This is a genomic window from Terrabacter aerolatus, assembly GCF_007991735.1.
Classification (GTDB): domain Bacteria; phylum Actinomycetota; class Actinomycetes; order Actinomycetales; family Dermatophilaceae; genus Terrabacter; species Terrabacter aerolatus.
In genome coordinates this window covers 53,604-71,569 of record NZ_BJYX01000020.1, presented here as the reverse complement: position 1 = coordinate 71,569, position 17,966 = coordinate 53,604, and the positions used below count along the sequence as shown (strand labels likewise).

The following is a 17,966-nucleotide window of genomic DNA, read 5'->3' as shown; positions in this document are numbered from 1 at the left end:
TTCCAGCGGCGGCAGCGACCGCGGTGGCTACCGGTCGGACGACCGGCGCTCGACGGGTGGCAGCGACCGGGGCGGGTACCGCTCCGATGACCGCCGCTCCAGCGGCGGCGGCAGCGACCGTGGCGGGTACCGCTCTGACGACCGGCGCTCGACCAGCGGCAGTGACCGCGGCGGGTACCGCTCCGACGACCGCCGCTCGACCAGCGGCAGTGACCGCGGCGGGTACCGCTCCGACGACCGCCGCTCCAGCGGCGGCAGCAGCGACCGCGGTCCTCGCCGGTTCGACGACCGCCCGCGCGGCGGCGCTGGTCGTCTGCAGGACGACGACCGCCGTGGCGGCTCGCGCCTGACCCCGAAGTCCCCGCGCAAGCCCGAGCCGGCGATCCGCGAGGGCGTCACCGGCCACGAGGTCGACCGCGGCGTCAAGAACCAGCTGCGCACCCTGTCCAAGGAGAACGCCGAGGGCGTCGCCCAGCACCTGGTCATGGTGGCCGAGCTGCTCGACGTCGAGCCCGAGGCCGCGCTGGCGCACGCCGAGACCGCGGTCCGCCGCGCGGGCCGCGTCCCGGCGGCGCGTGAGTCGCTGGGCCTCGTTGCCTACCGTCTCGGTGACTGGGCCCGGGCGCTGGGGGAGTTCCGGACGGTGCGCCGACTCTCGGGCTCGAGCCACCTGCTGCCGCTCATGGTCGACTGCGAGCGCGCGCTCGGGCGCCACGACAAGGCCCTCGAGCTGGCGCAGTCCGACGAGGCGAACAACCTCGCCATCGACGACCGCGTCGAGCTGGCCATCGTCGTCTCCGGGATCCGCCGCGACCTCGGACAGCTGGACGCTGCGGCCGCCGGCCTGAGCGACCTCGTCAAGCGGATCAACCCCAACCGCCCGTCTGCGGCCCGGCTCTACTACGCCTACGCCGACGCCAAGCTCGCAGCGGGTGACCTCGAGGTGGCTCGTGACTGGTTCGCCCGCGCAGCGGACGCCGACCACGAGCTGACCACCGATGCCGCGGAGCGTCTCGAGGAGCTGGACGGCGTCGACGTCACCGACCTGCTCGGTGACGAGGACGACGACGAGACCGACGCCGTCACGTCGGCGGATGACGCGGACCGCGAGAGGGACTGAGCGCCGAGGGCGCCGAGCGACCTGCCCGACGGGCTCGACCCCGTGGGGCGGGCCCGACGCGGCGTCAGCGCACCTCCTGTGCGGTACGAGCGTCACGTCATAGGGTCGGGCGCAGAGGAGGGCGACGACACGATGAAGACCGAGGATCCCGTGATCGCGGGCTATGACGGGGTGGTGTGCGACCTCGACGGCGTCGTCTACCGCGGAGCGGAGGCCGTGCCCGAGGCCGCTGACGCCCTCCAGCGGGTCGTGCAGCGCGGGGTGAAGGTCGTCTACGCCACGAACAACGCGTCGCGCGTCCCCGCGGAGGTGGCCGAGCAGGTCGCCGGCCTCGGTGCCCCTGCCACGGCAGCAGACGTCGTGTCGAGCGCGCAGGCCGGAGCGGCCCGACTCGCAGAGCAGCTCGAACCCGGGGCCACCGTGCTCGCGCTCGGTGGGGACGGCGTCATCGAGGCGTTGCAGGCCGTCGGCCTCGCCCCCGTCTCGCCGGGGGCAGACGCCGGCGAGCTCGAGACCGTCGCGGCGGTGCTCCAGGGCTACGGCAGGCAGTTATCGGTGCGCGACTTCGAGACCGCCGCGCGGCTGCTGACGACCGGGCTGCCGTGGGTCGCCAGCAACGACGACGCGACGCTGCCGCTCCCGTGGGGTCAGTCCCCGGGCAACGGCGCCTACGTCGACCTGTTGGCCGCCGCCGTGGGACGTCGCCCCGATGTCGTCGGCAAGCCGCACCCTCCCCTCTACCGACTGTCGCTCGACCGCCTCGGAACCGAGGCCGCCCGGACGCTCGCCGTCGGTGACCGTCTCGACACCGACATCGCCGGCGCCGAGGCGGCTGGTGTCGACGCGGCGTGGGTCCTGACCGGTGTGGACGGCCCGACCGAGCTCGTGCTCGGGCACGCGACCCCGACGTACGTCCTCGCCTCCCTGGCCGACCTCCTCAGGCCGTATGCCGTCCCGACCCGCGACGCGGGTGGGTGGCGTTGCGGGTCGGCGCGGGTCACGTCGGGCGCCGATGGCCTGCGCATCGAACGGGGTGGCGCCGATGCCATCGAGGTGGTGCGAGCGGGGGTGGCTGCCCTGCTCGAGATGCGTGACGCTGCGGGTGAGCGTGACGGCGGTGGTGCCAGCGGTGGTGACGGGGACCGTCTGCGGGCCGGTGCTGCCGCTCTCGAGCACGTGCTCGACGATGCCGCGCACGGCGAGCGCGACTGAGACACCTACCCGGCGGTCCGCCGCGGACGACGGCCTACGGAGCACGCGCACGCGGCTCTCGTTCCACCTGGCCGGTCCCCGGGGAGACCTCGGCCCGGGGCGACCGGGTAGCGTGCTCGCAGCGGACGAACCACGGCACGGAGGCAGCACATGAACGGCGAGAGCGAATCCCGCGAGGACCTCGTGACGGACGAGTCGGCCACGAAGGAGCAGGGGCCCTCGCTCTCTCATGCGGGCCACGGCGAGGGCCACGGCGAGGGTGACGTCGCGAGCTCCGGCGAGGACTCCGACCAGGCACGGCCGGGTCTCGAGCCCGCCGCCGCCGTCCCCACACCGCCGGTGACCGGCGACGAGGCCGTCGACGATGCGATGATGCGCCTCGCCGAGTCGCAGACCGGGACCTTCGCCGACCGCATCGAGGCGGGCGAGCACGCCCACCGGAGCCTGCAGAGCCGCCTCGGCGGTCTCGGTGGGGCGTGACGCGTCGTCTCGACGTCGAGCTCGTCGCCCGGGGGCTGGCGAGGTCGCGCACCCAGGCCCATGAGCTCGTCACCGCCGGGGTGGTCCTCGTCGACGGCCGGCCGGCACGCAAGCCGGCGCTGGCCGTCGGCGACGCCTCCGTCATCGAGCTGACCCGCGAGCCGGACCGCTGGGTGGGGCGAGCCGCCCTCAAGCTCCTGCACGCCCTCGACACGTGGCCGGTCCGGATCGACGGGCGCCGCTGCCTCGACGTCGGTGCCAGCACGGGCGGGTTCACGCAGGTGCTGCTCGAACGAGGGGCAGCTCACGTCACGGCCCTCGACGTCGGCCACGACCAGCTGGTCCAGTCGATCGCCGGCGACCCGCGGGTCCGTGACCTGCCCGGCACCAACATCCGTGACGTCGACGCCGCGGGCCTCGGCGGCTCCTTCGACGTCGTCGTGTCGGACCTCAGCTTCATCTCGCTCGCCATCGCCCTGCCGGCGATGCGTCCGCTCGTCACCGACGACGGCGACCTGGTCGTGCTCGTCAAGCCGCAGTTCGAGGTGGGCCGCGAACGACTGGGCCGCACCGGAGTGGTCACCTCGCCCCACGAACGTCGACGCGTCCTGCGCGAGGTGGCGGGTGTCGTGCAGGACCAGCACCTTCACCTGCACGGTGCGACCGCCAGCCCCATCGCCGGCGGCGACGGCAACCGTGAGTTCCTCTTCTGGCTCGCGCCGAGACCCGTCCCGGGAGCACCGGTGACGGCGGTGGATGACATGCTGGAGGCCCTCGACCTGGAAGGAGCCCCGTGACGCGCCGGATCCTGCTCGTGGCCCACCCGCGGCGTCCCGAGGCGCTGAGCGTCGCCAAGGGCGTCGTCGAGCGTCTGACGCATCTCGGCATCGACGTGTCGCTTCAGGCCGACGAGGCCAAGGCCCTCGACCTCAAGGACAGCTCCCGCGTGCACATCGCCGCTGAGGCACAGGTGGCCGAAGGGTGCGACCTCGTCGTGGTGCTCGGCGGCGACGGCACCATCCTTCGCGGCGCCGAGTTCGCCCGGAGCATGGACGTGCCCCTGCTCGGCGTCAACCTCGGGCACGTGGGCTTCCTCGCCGAGGCCGAGCGCGACGACCTCGATGCCACCGTCGAGCACATCGCCCGCGACAACTACGCCGTCGAGGAGAGGATGACGCTCCACGTCGACGCCAAGCTCCACGGCGAGCTCATCGCGAGCAGCTGGGCCCTCAACGAGGTGAGCGTCGAGAAGGCGTCCCGCGAGCGGATGCTCGAGGTGACGATCGAGGTCGACGGCCGGCCCCTGTCGAGCTGGGGCTGTGACGGGGTCATCGTGTCGACGCCCACCGGGTCGACCGCCTACGCCTTCTCCGCCGGTGGCCCGGTCGTGTGGCCCCAGGTGGAGGCCATCCTGCTCGTCCCGAGCGCCGCCCACGCCCTGTTCGCCCGCCCTCTCGTGCTCGGTCCCGACACGCACCTCGCGGTGGAGATCAAGGCCGCCACCGAGGGGTCCGGCGTCATGTGGTGCGACGGCCGCCGCCACGTCGACCTGCCCCCGGGCGCGAGGATCGAGGTGCGCCGCGGTCTGCGCCCCCTGCGCCTCGCCCGCCTGACGAGCGCACCGTTCACCGACCGCCTCGTGGCCAAGTTCGACCTGTCCGTCGCCGGCTGGCGGGGCAACGGCGACGGCGTCGCCCCGGTGGACGACGTCCCCGGCGGTGCGGGTGCCCGGCCCTAAGGTGGTCCCGTGTTCAGCCAGATGAGGATCCGCGGCGTCGGTGTCATCGACGACGCCGTCCTCGACCTCAGTCCCGGCCTCAACGTGCTCACCGGTGAGACGGGCGCCGGCAAGACGATGGTCGTCTCGGGCCTCGGCCTGCTGCTGGGGGAGCGGGCCGACTCCGGCCTCGTGCGCAACGGGTCCTCGTCCGCGCTCGTCGAGGGCGTCGTCCAGCTGCCCCTCGACCACCCGGCCCTCGTCCGGGCCGACGAGGCCGGCGCCGACCACGAGGACGGTGAGCTCGTCATCGCGCGCACCATCGCTGCGGCCGGCCGCTCCCGGGCCCACGTCGGCGGCCGCGTGGCGCCGGTCTCGGTGCTGGCCGAGCTCGGCCAGCTGCTCGTCGCCGTGCACGGCCAGGCCGACCAGTGGCGCCTCAAGCAGGGCGACGCGCACCGGCAGGTGCTCGACGACTTCGGCGGGCCGGGGCTCACGTCGCTGCGCGACCGCGTCGCCGAGCTCCACGACCGCTGGCGTGACAGTGCCCGTGAGCACGCCCGCCTCGTGTCCGAGGCCCGTGAGCGGGCCCGCGAGATCGACTCGCTCACCGCGTCCCTCGAGGAGATCGAGGCGGTCGACCCCCAGCCGGGCGAGGACGTCGCGCTCCGTGCGGAGGACGAGCGGCTCGCGCACGCCGACACCCTTCGCCTCGCCGCCGCGCAGGCACTCGCCGACCTCAGCGGTGACGAGTACGCCGCCGAGCCGACGCCCAACGTGCGCGACCTCGTCGGGGCGGCGCGTGCGGCCCTCGCCCCGGCCACGCCTCACGACCAGGCCCTGGCGGGGCTCGACGAGAGACTGCACGAGGTCGGCACGCTCGTCACCGACCTCTCGGCCGACCTCACGGCATACCTCCAGGACATCGACCTCGACCCCGAACGTCTCGGCTACGTCCAGGAGCGCCGGGCAGCCCTCGGGGTGCTGACGCGCAAGTACGGCGAGACCGTCGACGAGGTGCTCGACTGGTCAGGGCGCGGCGCGGCACGTCTCGACGAGCTCGTCACCGCCGACGACCGCGTCGGGCGCCTAGGCGCGGAGGTCGCCGAGCTCGAGGCCTCCGTCGTCGCCGCCGCCGTCGCCCTGTCCGACGCGCGGCGGGCGGCGGGTGACGACTTCGGGGTCCGGGTGTCCGAGGAGCTCGCCCACCTGGCGATGGGCAAGGCGGTCGTCCACGTCGAGCTCGGGCGTCGTGCCGACCCCGAGGGCGTCGCACTGCCCGACGGGGAGCGCGTGCGCCTGTCGCGGCACGGCATCGACGACGTCGAGATCCTGCTGGCGGCCAACCCCGGCGCCACGCCGCGCAGCGTCGCCCGCGCCGCGTCCGGCGGCGAGCTGTCCCGCGTCATGCTGGCCCTCGAGGTCGTCGGCTCGCGGAGCCCGTCCGGTGAGGCTGCTGCCGGGCCGCCCACGTTCGTCTTCGACGAGGTCGACGCGGGAGTCGGAGGGCGCGCGGCCCTCGACGTCGGCGCCCGTCTCGCGGCCCTCGCCGAGCACGCCCAGGTCATCGTCGTCACCCACCTCGCGCAGGTCGCCGCCTTCGCAGACCGGCACCTCGTCGTGCACAAGGCCGACGACGGACGCATCACCTCGAGCAGCGTCTCGGTCGTGGAGGGTGACGCCCGGTTGCGCGAGCTGTCCCGGATGATGGGCGGCGACCCCGACTCCGAGGCAGGTCTGGCCCACGCCGGTGACCTCCTCGAGCAGACTGGTGGCGCCCGGGTGGGGCAGCGCCGGCGCTGACCGTGGTGCGATCGCCTCGTCCCTCTGCCGCCCGGCGGACGAGCGGCGCGGCGTGACCACGGACCCTGCGGCGCGGCGCGGACCGATGGGCCCGCGACACCCCCGACGTGGCACGATTGGGCCCATCATGGCCCTCTCCATCCGCCGCCGGCCCCATCCCGGGGACTCCGGTCCCGGCGTCACCGGCACCGCCCGCGTCGACCGGCGGACCAAGACGCTGACCAAGCGGCTGCAGCCCGGCGACATCGCCGTCATCGACCACTCGGACCTCGACAAGGTCAGCGCCGACGCCCTCGTGTCCAAGCGGCCCGCAGCGGTCGTCAACGCCAGCGCCTCGATCAGTGGCCGCTACCCGAACCTCGGCCCGCAGATCCTCGTCGAGGGTGGCATCCCGGTGCTCGACGCCGCCGGCCCGGGGGTCATGACCCTCACCGACGGCCAGCCGCTCCGCCTCTCCGGCGACGACCTGTGGTCCGGAGAGACGAAGGTGGCCACGGGCACCCTCCTCGACGCGGAGGCCGTGCAGGCCCAGATGCACGAGGCGCGCGCCGGCCTCGCCGTGCAGATCGAGGCGTTCGCGACGAACACGATGGAGTTCATCCGCAAGGAGCGCGACCTGCTGCTCGACGGGGTGGGTGTCCCGCCGATCACGACCGAGATCGACGGCCGGCACTGCCTCATCGTGGTGCGGGGCTACCACTACCGCGAGGACCTCGAGGCGCTGCGCCCCTACATCCGGGAGTACCGGCCCATCCTCGTCGGTGTCGACGGCGGCGCCGACGCGATCCTCGAGTCGGGGCACAAGCCGGACCTCATCGTCGGCGACATGGACTCGGTCTCCGACCGGGCGTTGCGCTGCGGGGCCGAGATCGTCGTCCACGCCTACCGCGACGGGCGCGCGCCGGGGCTCGCCCGCGTCGAGGCCCTCGGCATCACGCCGGTCGTCTTCCCGGCCGCCGGCACGAGCGAGGACGTCGCCATGCTCCTCGCCGACGACTCCGGGGCCGAGCTCATCGTCGCCGTCGGCACCCACGTCACCCTCGTGGAGTTCCTCGACAAGGGACGCGACGGCCAGGCCTCCACCTTCCTGACCCGGCTGCGCGTCGGCGGCAAGCTCGTCGACGCCAAGGGGGTCAGCCAGCTCTACCGCGCTCGCATCCCCGGCCGGCTGCTCGTGACGATGCTGCTCGTGGGGATGCTCGCCTTCTTCGCGGCGCTGGCGTCCACCCCCGCCGGCAAGGCATGGCTACAGGTCCTCGCCGCCCGGTGGGACGACATCTGGACCGCCGTCGTTGGGATCTTCACGTGATCGACTTCCGCTACCACCTCGTCTCGATCATCTCGGTGTTCCTCGCGCTCGCGGTGGGCATCGTGCTCGGGGCCGGGCCGTTGCAGGCCAACCTCGGGGACCAGCTCGGCGACCAGGTCGCGGCCCTGCGCACCGAGAAGCAGGCGCTCAACGACAAGCTGACGGTCAGCGGCAAGCTCGTCGACGCCTCCGACGAGTACGCCGCCGCCGTCCAGCCGCGCGTGGTCCACGGACGCCTGACCGGCCACCGCGCCGTCGTCGTCGTCATGCCGTCGGCCGACGGCACCATGGTGAGCAACCTCGAGGCCGTCGTGCCGCAGAGCGGTGCCGCCCTGACGGGGACCGTCACGCTGAGCCAGGACTGGTTCGACCCGAGCCAGGCGGCCGACCGGGCCACGGCGGCCCATGCGGCCGCGACCGCGCTCGGCCTCGGCTCGACCGCCACCGGGGACCCCTTGCTCATCCAGGTCCTCAGCTACCTGACCGTCTCGACGAGCTCGACGAGCGCCTCGGGCGCGACCGGCACGCAGGCGCAGCGCTCCGCCGCGCTCAAGGTGCTCGTCGACGCCAACCTGCTGGACAGCACCACCGCCGACCTCGCGCCGTCGGACCTCGCCCTCGTCGTGTCCGGCGACTACGCCGGGTCCGACGCCGTGGTCTCGGCCCGGTCCGATGTCGTGCGCGCACTCGTCATGGCCCTGGCTGGCGCCTCCCGCGCGACCGTCGTCGCCGGCGGCGAGACCGTCGTGGCGGCCGGACAAGCCGTGACCTCCAACGCCGTGCAGGCGGTGCGCGAGAAGTCCGAGACGGCTCAGCTGGTCTCCACGGTCGACCACGCCAGGGCCGGCGACGGCCCGGCGACCGTCGTGCTCGCGATCGAGAACGCCCTCGACGAGAAGGTCGGGCACTACGGCGTGTCCGCGGGCGCCACCGACAAGGTCCCGAGGGTGCTTCCGTGACCTCGAGCCGTCGAGTCGCAGGCACGCTCGCGCCCCTCGCCGGGTCAGCGGTCACGTCGTGGGCGCTGCTCCGGGCCGGTCGTCGCCTGCCGCCGGCAGCCCGGGCGCCGTGGGCGCGCACCAACCACGCCGGGGCCGACGTGACGCTCCTCGAGGGGCCGGCCTGGGTCGCCGGCGCGGTCGCGGGGGTCCTCGCCGGGGTCCTCGCCGGGGTCGTCGCCGATGCCCTGACCGTTGCCCCCGTCGCTGCCGGCCCGCGCGGTGCCGGCGCGACCCGCGGTGGCCGCCGCAGGGGTCGAGGTACCGCCCGGGCCACCGTCGTCGTGGCGCTCGCCTCCGGGGCTCTCGGCGCCCTCGACGACCTCGCCGGGGGCGCGGCCGACAAGGGGCTCAAGGGCCACCTGCGGGCCCTGGCCAGGGGCGACGTCACGACCGGCGCCGTGAAGGTCGTCGGCCTCGGCGTCACCGGCGTCGTCGGCGCGGCCCTGCTCGACTCCCGGCCCGGAGCGCGCCCACGGGGCACCGCGCGCTCCCGAGCGCGCAACGTGCTGTCCACGATCGTCGGCGGTGCCGTGGTCGCCGGAGCGGCCAACGCCGTCAACCTCTTCGACCTCCGGCCCGGCCGAGCGCTCAAGGTCGCCGTCGCCGTCGGTCTCCCGATGGTCGGCAGCGGCGCAGCGGCGGCCGCCGTCGGGTCCTCGGTCGGGGTGGTCCGGGACGACCTCGCCGCGACGGCCATGCTCGGGGACACCGGCGCCAACGCCGCCGGGGCCCTGCTCGGCCTCGCCCTCGTCGAGCGCACGGGCCTCACCGGACGGACTGCCATCCTGACGGGGCTTGCCGCCCTCACCCTGGCCTCGGAACGGGTCAGCTTCACGCGGGTGATCGAGGCCCACCCGGTGCTGCGCCGCCTCGACGAGTGGGGTCGGGGGCGCCGGTGACCGCGCCCGGACCGACGAGGCCGTCGCTCTCACGCCGGGGCCTGTTCGCCGCCGCCGGCACCATCGCCGTCATCACCCTCGTCGCGCGCGTCGTCGGTTTCGGGCGCTGGTTCGTCTTCTCGCACTCCGTCGGGGCGACGTGCGTCGGGAGCGTCTACCAGTCGGTCAACGCCGTGCCCAACGTCCTCTTCGAGATCGCCGCCGGAGGAGTGCTCGCGGCCGTGGCCGTGCCCCTCGTCGCGGGCGCCCTGGCCCGGGGCGACCGAGACCACGCCGACGGCACGGCCTCGGCGCTGCTCACCTGGGCGGCGGCCGTCCTCGTGCCCCTAGGCCTCCTCGTCGCCCTCGCGGCACGCCCGATCGCCGGCGCCCTGCTCGGCACCGGGTGCGCCGGCGAGGTCGCCCTCGGGGCCGAGCTGCTGAGGATCTTCGCCATCCAGATCCCGCTCTACGGCATCGCCATCGTCATGGCCGGAGTGCTCCAGGCGCACCACCGGTTCGTCGGTGCCGCCCTGGCGCCGCTGCTCTCGAGCATCGTCGTCATCGCGACCTACCTCGCCTACCGCAGCCTGGCCCTCCACCCGGCGGCAGAGATCGACGCGGTGCCCCACTCGGCGCTCGTCGTGCTCGGGGTCGGCACGACGCTCGGGGTGGTGGCCCTCGCGCTGCCGCTCGTCGTGCCGGTGCGCCGAGCCGGCGTGCGGCTGCGTCCGCGCCTCCACTTCCCCGACGGTGTCGGCGGCCGCGTGCGCCTGCTCGCCGCCTCGGGTCTCGTCGCCGTCGCCGGGCAGCAGGTGGCGACCCTCGTCGTCATCCGCCTCGCCAACGACCGCGGGGGAGCGGGAACGCTCAACGTCTACACGTATGCGCAGGCGGTCACCCTGCTCCCGTATGCCGTCCTGGCCGTGCCGCTCGCCACGGCCGCGTTCCCGTCGCTGGCCGGCGCGCACGCTGCGGGTGACGGCGCCGTCGCAGACCCATCCGCTCGCCCCGGGCAGGAGGCGGGCGAGGACCTCGCCGCCGCCACCCTGCGCCGGGCCTGGCTCGCGACACTCGTCGTGACGCTGCTCGGTGCCGCGACCCTCGTCGCGGTCGCGATCCCGGTGGGGGTCTTCTTCAGCGCGCTCGACGCAGGCGCCGACTCCGATGCCTCGCTCGAGACGCTGGCCACCATGGGCGATGCGGTGACGCTCTTCGCCCCCTCCGTCGTCGCCCTCGGCGTCATCGGGCTGCTGTCGCGGGCGTCCTACGTCCGGGGGTCGCCGCTCGTGGCCGGTGGCCTCGCCGCGGCGGGCTGGCTCGGCACGGTCGTCCTGCCGCTCGTCGCACTGGACACCTCGGGGGCCGGCGGCCCGGCCACCCTGCGGGCGCTGGCCGGCGGTTCCAGCCTCGGGCTCGCCGCGGGCGCAGCGCTCCTCGTCGCGCTCGTGGGCAGGACCTGGGGATGGCACGCGCTCTCCCTCCCGGCGAGACCCCTTCTGGCTGCGCTCGTCGGGTCCGTCGCCGGTGCGATCGCCGGGCGTGGGCTGGCCTCGTGGCTCTCGATCCACGGTGTCGGGCAGTCTGCGGGCTCGAGCGTGGCCGTCGGGCTCGGTGTCGGCGTCGTGGCCCTGCTCGTCATGGTGGGACTGACCGTCGCGATCGACCCCTCGGTCCTGGCGCGGGTCCGGCGTCGGCGACGTGACCCCGACACGGCGGACGCGGTCGCATGAGGGTGCTCATGGTGCTCGGCCGGTCGGCGGGAGGCGTGGGCGGTCACGTCGACACGCTCGTGGCCGGTCTGCGAGGCCTGGGCCACGAGGTCCAGATCGTCACGGCCGACTCGACGGCCCGGACGTTCGGCTGGGCGGACGCGCACCGGCTGTGGCCGGTCCACCCCGGCCGACGGGCACCACGCGGTCTCGTGGACTGGCACCGGGTCATGCGCCTCGCCGGGACCGTCGCCGTCGTGCACGCCCACGGCCACCAGGCGGCCGTCGTGGCGGCCGTCGCCGTGGCTCGTGCCCGCCCGCGGCCCCGCCTCGTCGTGTCGCTCCACAACGACCTGCCGCCCGCGCCCCCGTCGGCCCCGGGCCGGGCCCGCGCCTCGGTCGCCCGCTCCCTGATCGGCTGGGCCATCCGGCGCGCCGATCTCGTGACCGGGGCGAGCGCCGACCTCGTCGACCTCGCCCGCGCGCTCGGGGCGCGCCGCGTCGAGCCGGCCTTCGTGCCGTCGGCCGCCGTCGCCGACCTCCTGGTCTCCGACCGTCTCGGCGCCCCGGACCGCGACGCGCTCCTCGCCGGTGCCGGGATCGCCACCGACCGACCGCTCGTGCTCACCGTCTCTCGCATCGCACCGCAGAAGGACCTGCCGACCCTGCTCGCGGCCGCACGCAGCTCGAGGGTCCCCGCCACGTGGGTCGTCGTCGGAGACGGTGACGAGCGGCTGCGCGCCCGCCTCGAGGACGAGGCACGCGGCATACGCCGGCTCGACGGGAGCGGCCCGGTGGTCCGGTTCGTCGGTGCGCGCACCGACGTGACCACGTGGCTCCGTGCTGCCGAGGTGTTCGTCCTCACGAGCCGCTGGGAGGCCCGCGCGCTCGTCGTCCAGGAGGCGATGGCAGCTGGTCTTCCCGTCGTGGTCACCAGCACAGGTGGACTGCCGGAGCTCGTCGACGGTGCGGGTTCGCTTGTGGCCGTGGGTGACCCGTCGGCGGTTGCCGAGGAGGTCGACCACCTCCTGCTCGAGGCGGAGACCCGTGCGAGGCGAGGGGCCGCTGCGCGCGCCGTGGCAGCGACCTGGGCCACCCCCGACGACGAGACGCGCCGATGGGTGGACCGCTACGCCGCGGACACCTCGGGGATGACGTAGACTCGAAGCCCGTGGTGGAAACGACGAAGCACATCTTTGTGACCGGGGGCGTTGCCTCCTCTCTCGGCAAGGGCCTCACGGCATCCAGCCTCGGACGACTTCTGCGATCGCGGGGCCTGCGGGTCACGATGCAGAAGCTCGACCCCTACATCAACGTCGACCCTGGGACGATGAACCCGTTCCAGCACGGCGAGGTCTTCGTGACCGACGACGGGGCGGAGACCGACCTCGACATCGGTCACTACGAACGCTTCCTCGACGTGAACCTCGTCGGCAGCGCCAACGTGACGACCGGACAGGTCTACAACCACGTCATCGCCAAGGAGCGCCGCGGCGAGTACCTCGGTGACACGGTCCAGGTCATCCCGCACATCACCAACGAGATCGTCGCCCGCATGCGCGCCCTCGCCACCGGAGGTCCGGACGCGCCGGACGTCATCATCACCGAGATCGGCGGCACGGTCGGCGACATCGAGTCGCTGCCCTTCCTCGAGGCCGCGCGTCAGGTGCGCCACCTCATCGGCCGCGACAACAGCTTCTTCCTGCACGTCTCCCTCGTGCCGTACCTCGCCCCGAGCGGCGAGCTGAAGACCAAGCCGACCCAGCACTCGGTCGCCGCGCTGCGCCAGGTCGGCATCCAGCCCGACGGGCTCGTGCTGCGCGCCGACCGCGACATCCCCGACCCGATCAAGCGCAAGATCTCGCTCATGTGCGACGTCGACGTCACCGCTGTCGCCGCCTGCGTCGACGCCCCGAGCATCTACGACATCCCCAAGGTGCTGCACCGCGAGGGGCTCGACGCCTACGTCATCCGCCGGCTGGGCCTGGGCTTCCGCGACGTCGACTGGACCGAGTGGGACCAGCTGCTCGAGCGGGTCCATGACCCCGAGCACGACATCGAGATCGCCCTCGTCGGCAAGTACATCGACCTGCCCGACGCGTACCTCTCGGTCACCGAGGCGCTGCGCGCCGGCGGCTTCCACCACGACGCGAAGGTCAACATCCGCTGGGTGGCGAGCGATGAGTGCCAGACCCCGGCCGGCGCCCAGCGCGCTCTGGGCGGCGTCGACGCCGTCCTCGTCCCCGGTGGGTTCGGCGTGCGCGGCATCGAGGGCAAGCTCGGTGCGCTGACGTGGGCCCGCGAGAAGCAGGTCCCCACCCTCGGCATCTGCCTCGGGCTGCAGTGCATGGTCATCGAGTACGCCCGCACCGTGCTCGGCAACGCGGACGCGAGCTCGACCGAGTTCGACCCCGACACCGAGCACCCCGTCATCGCGACGATGGAGGAGCAGAAGGCGTTCGTCGAGGGAGCGGGCGACCTCGGCGGCACGATGCGCCTCGGGCTCTACCCGGCGGCTCTCAAGGAGGGCAGCGTCATCCGTGGGGCCTACGGCAAGGCCGAGGTGCAGGAGCGTCACCGCCACCGCTACGAGGTCAACAACTCCTACCGTGCCGACCTCGAGAAGGCGGGCCTCGTCTTCTCCGGCACGTCACCGGACGGCACCCTCGTCGAGTTCGTCGAGCTGCCGAGCGACGTCCACCCGTACTACGTCTCGACGCAGGCCCACCCGGAGTTCCTGTCGCGGCCGAACCGGGCGCACCCGCTCTTCGCGGGGCTCGTGGGCGCGGCGCTCGAGCGCCAGCGCAGCGAGCGTCTCGTCGAGGTCGAGCGTCACCGCGCGGCCGTCGACGCCGGCGCCGCGTCGAACGAGCGGGCCGACGAGCAGCACGCGGCGGACGAGCTCGCGACGGTCTCCTCGGCGGGCTCCGCCACGGACGCCGGCTGAGCCGCCGGTGAGCCTCGACGCACCGCGCGGCACGTCGGCCGACCTCGTCGAGGAGTGGACCGCCGAACCGGTCCTCGAGTCGACGACGCCCTTCGCGGGCATCATCTTCGACGTCGTGCGCGAGCGCGTCGACCTCGGTGCCGGGGGAGTGGTCACGCGTGATCTCGTGACCCACCCCGGCGCCGTCGCCGTGCTCGCCCTGCGCGAGCTCGACGGCGTCCCGCACGTGCTCATGATCCGGCAGTACCGTCACGCGAGCGGAGGCCACGTGTGGGAGCTGCCCGCGGGCCTGCTCGACGTGGACGGCGAGCCGCCATGGGAGGCCGCGGCGCGCGAGCTCGCCGAGGAGGTCGACCTCACGGCCGAGGAGTGGCACGTTCTCGCCGACGACGTCACCTCGCCGGGGGCCTTCCCCGAGACGGTGCGGATCTTCCTGGCCCGGCGCCTCGGGGAGGTGGCCGAGGCCGACGCCCACCAGCGCACGGCCGAGGAGCTGACGCTCCGTCCGCTCTGGGTGCCGCTGGACGACGCCGTCGACGCGGCCCTCGCCGGCCGGATCAGCAACTCGGCCACCCTCGTCGGGCTGCTCTCGGCCGGCTTGTCGCGTGCCCGCGGCTGGTCGACGCTGCGGCCCCACGACGCGCCGTGGCCGGCTCGTGAGGCGCAGCGGGCCGCGAGGTCATGAGCAGGGCCTTCGGGGGCGACCTCTCGACGCCGTGCCCGTGCGGGGGTGGCGCCGAGGGGCTCACGTATGCCGTGTGCTGCGCGCCGCTCCACCGCGGCGAGCGCTTGGCCGTCACTGCGGAGGAGCTCATGCGTTCGCGCTACGCGGCGTTCGCGACCGGCGACGAGGACTACCTCGTGCGGACGTGGCACCCGCGCACCCGGCCCGACCGGGTCGGTCTCGACCCGGCGACGCGATGGACGGGCCTGACGGTGCTCCGCACGCACGGCGGCGGCCCGGACGAACCCGACGGTGTCGTCGAGTTCGTCGCGCGGTGGACCGAGCCGTCAGCGGGGGCCGGGAGTCGTCGGGGAGAGCTGCACGAGGTCAGCCGTTTCGCTCGACGCGCGGGCCGGTGGCTCTACGTCGACGGCGAGCACCGATGAGGGCCCTGCGGACGGCACTGCGCGTCGCCGGATGACCGCGACGGCGACGCCGGCCAGCAGCACGACGCCGCCGACGAGCTCGAGCGCGTGCGGCCGCTCGCCGAACACGACGGCGGCCGCGGCCATGCCGAAGACCGGCACGAGCATCGCGAACGGGGTCACCTTCGCGACGGGGTAGCGCCCGAGCAGCGTGTTCCAGATCCCGTAGCCGACGAGCGAGGACAGGTAGGCCGTGTACGCGGACGAGGCGACGGCCTGCCAGTGGACGTGGCCGAGCGCCGCTCCGATGGCGGTGGGGCCCTCGAAGACGAGCGAGAGGGCCAGCGCGGGCACCGGCACGACGAGGCCCGACCACACGGTCACCCCGAGGCCGGCGCCCCGCCCGGTCAGCGCGCCCGCCCGCCGGGTCAGCACGTTGCCGACCGCCCACGACACTGCTGCGAGGACGAGGACGACGAGGGGCAGCAGCGGCGCGGCCAGACCGCGCCCGACCGCGATGGTGACCAGTCCGGCGCCGCCGAGCGCCACCCCGGCGCGCTGCAGTGCCGAGGGCCGCTCGCGGAGCCAGACGGCGGCGATGACGACGGTGAGGAGCACCTGGGCCTGCAGGACGAGCGAGGAGAGTCCCGGCGGCATGCCGAGGTGCAGCGAGAGGTAGAGCAGGGCGAACTGGCCCAGGCTCGTGAAGGCACCGATGAGGGCGAGGTCGCGCCAGGGCAGCGCGGGGCGGCGCACGAGGAACACCGCGGGGACGCAGACGACGACGAAACGCACCGCGAGGAAGAGCAGCGGTGGCACCGAGTCCAGCCCGGTCCGGATCGCGACGAAGTTCGTGCCCCAGAGCAGGGCGACGAGGACGGCGAGGGCGGTGTCACGGCGGCGCATGTCGCCATCCTCGGGGTGGTCAACCCTTCACGTCCATCGAATGGTCGTTGCCCTGACTGTGTAGCATCGCTGCATGATCGATCCCGTCGCGCTGCGCTCCCTCGTCGCTGTCGAGGCCCACGGCTCCGTCGGGGCCGCCGCCGCCGCGCTCGACTACACCCCGAGTGCGGTGTCGCAGCAGATCAAGCGGCTCGAGTCCCAGACCGGGGTCCAGCTGCTCGAGCGGCAGGGGCGGGGCGTGCTGCTCACCGAGGCCGGTCGCTCGCTGTCCGAGTCGGCGCGCGACCTGCTCGCCCACATCGAACGCCTCGAGTCGCGCCTGCACGGTGCCAGTGGTGAGACCGTCGGCACGGTGCGGCTCGCGACGTTCGCCACGGCATACCGTGGGATCGTCGTCGGCGCCATCGGCCGGCTCCGGGCTCTCGCTCCCGATGTCACCCTCCGGCCCGACGAGATCGACCCGTGGGACGCGGTGGACGCCGTGGCGGCCGGCACGCACGACCTCGCCCTCGTGCACAACTGGGAGCCCTTGCCGCTCGCGATCCCCGACCACCTCGAGGTGCGGGACCTCGGTCGGGACCGGGCCGACGTCCTCGTGCACGAGGACCACCCGCTCGCCACCCGGTCCAGCGTCGGCGTCGCGGACGTGCTCGAGGAGGAGTGGGCCAGTGTCGCCCCCGGCTCGATCTGCCACCAGTGGCTCCAGAAGATGTACGCCGACGTCGGCCGGGCCCCGCGGATCGGCCACGTCGCGCTCGAGTTCGCCACGCACGTCGCCCTGGTCTCACGGGGCGAGGCCATCGCCCTCGTGCCCCGGCTCGGGCGCGGGCCGCTGCCCGCCGGGGTCGTCGCCGTCCCCATCGTCGACCCGGTCTCCGAGCGCACCGTGAGCCTCGTCTGGCGTCGCACCATGACGGCGAGCCCGGCGCTCGCGGTCACCGTGGAATGCCTTGCGGCAGAAGCCTCCAAGGACCTGCGGCCCTTCACGGTGAGCTGATCGGGGGCGCGGATGCGCCGGGTCAGCGGCCGGCCTGGAGGCTCAGCCCGGCGAGAATGAGGTCGAGGCCGGCCCGGAACTGCTCGGCGTCGTCGTGGCCCGCGAACTCGTCGACGACGTGGTGGATGAAGGGAAACTCGTCAGCGTCCAGGGCTCGCCACTGGGCGGCGTAGCGGGCGAGGTACTCGTCCCGGTCGACCTCGCCCGAGAGCACTGCCTCGGGGGCCTGCTGGCCCATGTCGGCGGCGGTGCCGACGACGAAGCCGACGATGGCCGAGACCGCGTGGAAGCTCTCCCGGGGACCCAGCTCCAGCCGCAGCACCTGCTGTCCGAGCCGCTCGTAGAGGCGCAGGCCGTTGGGCTGCACACCGGTGTCGCGCATGAAGTAGGCGCCGAGCCAGGGCCGCTCGACGATCGCGTCGAAGAGTGCCAGCGCGATGGTCCGGAGGTCGTCGACGGGGTCGCCCCCGCCGACGCCCTCGACGGCGACGAGGACGTCGGCCAGGACGTGGTCGGCTGCTCGGTCGAGCAGCTCGTCCTTGCTCGAGACGTACCAGTAGATGCTGGCCGCACCCCCGCCGAGACGGGCTGCGAGGGCGCGGAACGTCAGGGCGTGCTCACCGCTCGTGTCGAGCAGGGCGACGGCCTCGGTGAGGACGGCTTCGAGCGAGTGCGAGGTCCGTCGGCGGCCCGCTGCGGGGCGCTCGCGGACGGCTCGGACCTCGGGTGAGGGCCGGGCGCCGTGCTGTCGCTGAGGGCTCATGCGCCCCATCCCACCACACCGCTCCTCGGCGT

At 74.1% G+C, this 17,966-nt stretch carries 17 protein-coding genes; 15 read left to right on the top strand and 2 right to left on the bottom strand.

Annotated features, from left to right (window positions below; genetic code table 11):
• From TAE01_RS16345 to TAE01_RS16280, 14 genes are all read left to right on the top strand, one after another.
• A partial coding sequence (locus tag TAE01_RS16345) for a tetratricopeptide repeat protein (RefSeq protein ID WP_371860852.1) occupies positions 1-1,120 on the top strand: 1,120 nt, incomplete at its 5' end.
• Between the two features lie 132 nt (positions 1,121-1,252).
• Positions 1,253-2,332 (top strand): HAD-IIA family hydrolase, encoded by a 1,080-nt coding sequence (locus tag TAE01_RS16340; RefSeq protein ID WP_147067869.1) that lies wholly within the window; start codon positions 1,253-1,255, stop codon positions 2,330-2,332.
• Positions 2,333-2,482: 150 nt separating this feature from the next.
• Entirely contained in the window at positions 2,483-2,812 is a 330-nt protein-coding gene (locus TAE01_RS16335; protein ID WP_147067868.1) for a hypothetical protein, read from the top strand.
• Positions 2,809-3,609, top strand: coding sequence for a TlyA family RNA methyltransferase (locus TAE01_RS16330; protein ID WP_147067867.1), 801 nt, complete (start codon positions 2,809-2,811; stop codon positions 3,607-3,609). The genes TAE01_RS16335 and TAE01_RS16330 overlap by 4 nt, the downstream gene beginning before the upstream one ends.
• Positions 3,606-4,550 (top strand): NAD kinase, encoded by a 945-nt coding sequence (locus TAE01_RS16325; RefSeq protein WP_147067866.1) that lies wholly within the window; start codon positions 3,606-3,608, stop codon positions 4,548-4,550. Before TAE01_RS16330 ends, TAE01_RS16325 begins: the two co-directional genes overlap by 4 nt.
• A 9-nt stretch (positions 4,551-4,559) precedes the next feature.
• Positions 4,560-6,332, top strand: a complete 1,773-nt coding sequence (gene recN / locus TAE01_RS16320; RefSeq protein ID WP_186815247.1) for a DNA repair protein RecN — start codon at positions 4,560-4,562, stop codon at positions 6,330-6,332.
• Positions 6,333-6,459: 127 nt separating this feature from the next.
• Positions 6,460-7,641, top strand: a complete 1,182-nt coding sequence (gene steA / locus TAE01_RS16315) for a putative cytokinetic ring protein SteA (RefSeq protein WP_147067865.1) — start codon at positions 6,460-6,462, stop codon at positions 7,639-7,641.
• Complete coding sequence (locus TAE01_RS16310; RefSeq protein ID WP_147067864.1) at positions 7,638-8,600, top strand: copper transporter; 963 nt, start codon at positions 7,638-7,640, stop codon at positions 8,598-8,600. Before steA ends, TAE01_RS16310 begins: the two co-directional genes overlap by 4 nt.
• Positions 8,597-9,541, top strand: coding sequence for a hypothetical protein (locus TAE01_RS16305; RefSeq protein ID WP_147067863.1), 945 nt, complete (start codon positions 8,597-8,599; stop codon positions 9,539-9,541). The genes TAE01_RS16310 and TAE01_RS16305 overlap by 4 nt, the downstream gene beginning before the upstream one ends.
• Positions 9,538-11,253 carry a murein biosynthesis integral membrane protein MurJ gene (gene murJ, locus TAE01_RS16300; protein WP_147067862.1) on the top strand — a complete coding sequence of 572 codons (1,716 nt, stop codon included), beginning with the start codon at positions 9,538-9,540 and terminating at the stop codon, positions 11,251-11,253. Before TAE01_RS16305 ends, murJ begins: the two co-directional genes overlap by 4 nt.
• On the top strand, positions 11,250-12,392 hold the full coding sequence (locus TAE01_RS16295) for a glycosyltransferase family 4 protein (RefSeq protein WP_246111406.1): 1,143 nt from the start codon (positions 11,250-11,252) through the stop codon (positions 12,390-12,392). The genes murJ and TAE01_RS16295 overlap by 4 nt, the downstream gene beginning before the upstream one ends.
• Entirely contained in the window at positions 12,350-14,179 is a 1,830-nt protein-coding gene (gene pyrG / locus TAE01_RS16290) for a CTP synthase (RefSeq protein WP_371860850.1), read from the top strand. The genes TAE01_RS16295 and pyrG overlap by 43 nt, the downstream gene beginning before the upstream one ends.
• Positions 14,180-14,186: 7 nt before the next feature.
• Positions 14,187-14,864 carry an NUDIX domain-containing protein gene (locus tag TAE01_RS16285; protein WP_147067860.1) on the top strand — a complete coding sequence of 226 codons (678 nt, stop codon included), beginning with the start codon at positions 14,187-14,189 and terminating at the stop codon, positions 14,862-14,864.
• A complete protein-coding gene (locus TAE01_RS16280; protein WP_147067859.1) occupies positions 14,861-15,289 on the top strand; it encodes a YchJ family protein in 429 nt (142 codons plus the stop codon). The genes TAE01_RS16285 and TAE01_RS16280 overlap by 4 nt, the downstream gene beginning before the upstream one ends.
• Here TAE01_RS16280 and TAE01_RS16275 read toward each other — a convergent pair.
• On the bottom strand, positions 15,191-16,174 hold the full coding sequence (locus tag TAE01_RS16275) for an EamA family transporter (RefSeq protein ID WP_147067858.1): 984 nt from the start codon (positions 16,172-16,174) through the stop codon (positions 15,191-15,193). The two genes, TAE01_RS16280 and TAE01_RS16275, sit on opposite strands and share 99 nt — an antisense overlap.
• A gap of 73 nt (positions 16,175-16,247) precedes the next feature.
• Between TAE01_RS16275 and TAE01_RS16270 the strand changes: the two genes are divergently transcribed.
• Entirely contained in the window at positions 16,248-17,171 is a 924-nt protein-coding gene (locus tag TAE01_RS16270) for a LysR family transcriptional regulator (RefSeq protein ID WP_246111405.1), read from the top strand.
• A 22-nt stretch (positions 17,172-17,193) separates the two neighbouring features.
• On the opposite strand, the gene TAE01_RS16265 is transcribed toward TAE01_RS16270, so the two are convergent.
• Complete coding sequence (locus TAE01_RS16265) at positions 17,194-17,934, bottom strand: TetR/AcrR family transcriptional regulator (RefSeq protein ID WP_147067857.1); 741 nt, start codon at positions 17,932-17,934, stop codon at positions 17,194-17,196.
• Positions 17,935-17,966 lie beyond the last annotated feature (32 nt).

Bases quoted from the DNA above. Each gene is read 5' to 3' on its own strand.
- TAE01_RS16280 (WP_147067859.1), top strand. From the start codon at position 14,861: ATGAGCAGGGCCTTCGGGGGCGACCTCTCGACGCCGTGCCCGTGCGGG.
- TAE01_RS16335 (WP_147067868.1), top strand. From the start codon at position 2,483: ATGAACGGCGAGAGCGAATCCCGCGAGGACCTCGTGACGGACGAGTCG.
- TAE01_RS16270 (WP_246111405.1), top strand. From the start codon at position 16,248: ATGATCGATCCCGTCGCGCTGCGCTCCCTCGTCGCTGTCGAGGCCCAC.
- TAE01_RS16295 (WP_246111406.1), top strand. From the start codon at position 11,250: ATGAGGGTGCTCATGGTGCTCGGCCGGTCGGCGGGAGGCGTGGGCGGT.
- steA (WP_147067865.1), top strand. From the start codon at position 6,460: ATGGCCCTCTCCATCCGCCGCCGGCCCCATCCCGGGGACTCCGGTCCC.
- TAE01_RS16275 (WP_147067858.1), bottom strand. From the start codon at position 16,174: ATGCGCCGCCGTGACACCGCCCTCGCCGTCCTCGTCGCCCTGCTCTGG.
- pyrG (WP_371860850.1), top strand. From the start codon at position 12,350: ATGGGTGGACCGCTACGCCGCGGACACCTCGGGGATGACGTAGACTCG.
- TAE01_RS16340 (WP_147067869.1), top strand. From the start codon at position 1,253: ATGAAGACCGAGGATCCCGTGATCGCGGGCTATGACGGGGTGGTGTGC.
- TAE01_RS16265 (WP_147067857.1), bottom strand. From the start codon at position 17,934: ATGAGCCCTCAGCGACAGCACGGCGCCCGGCCCTCACCCGAGGTCCGA.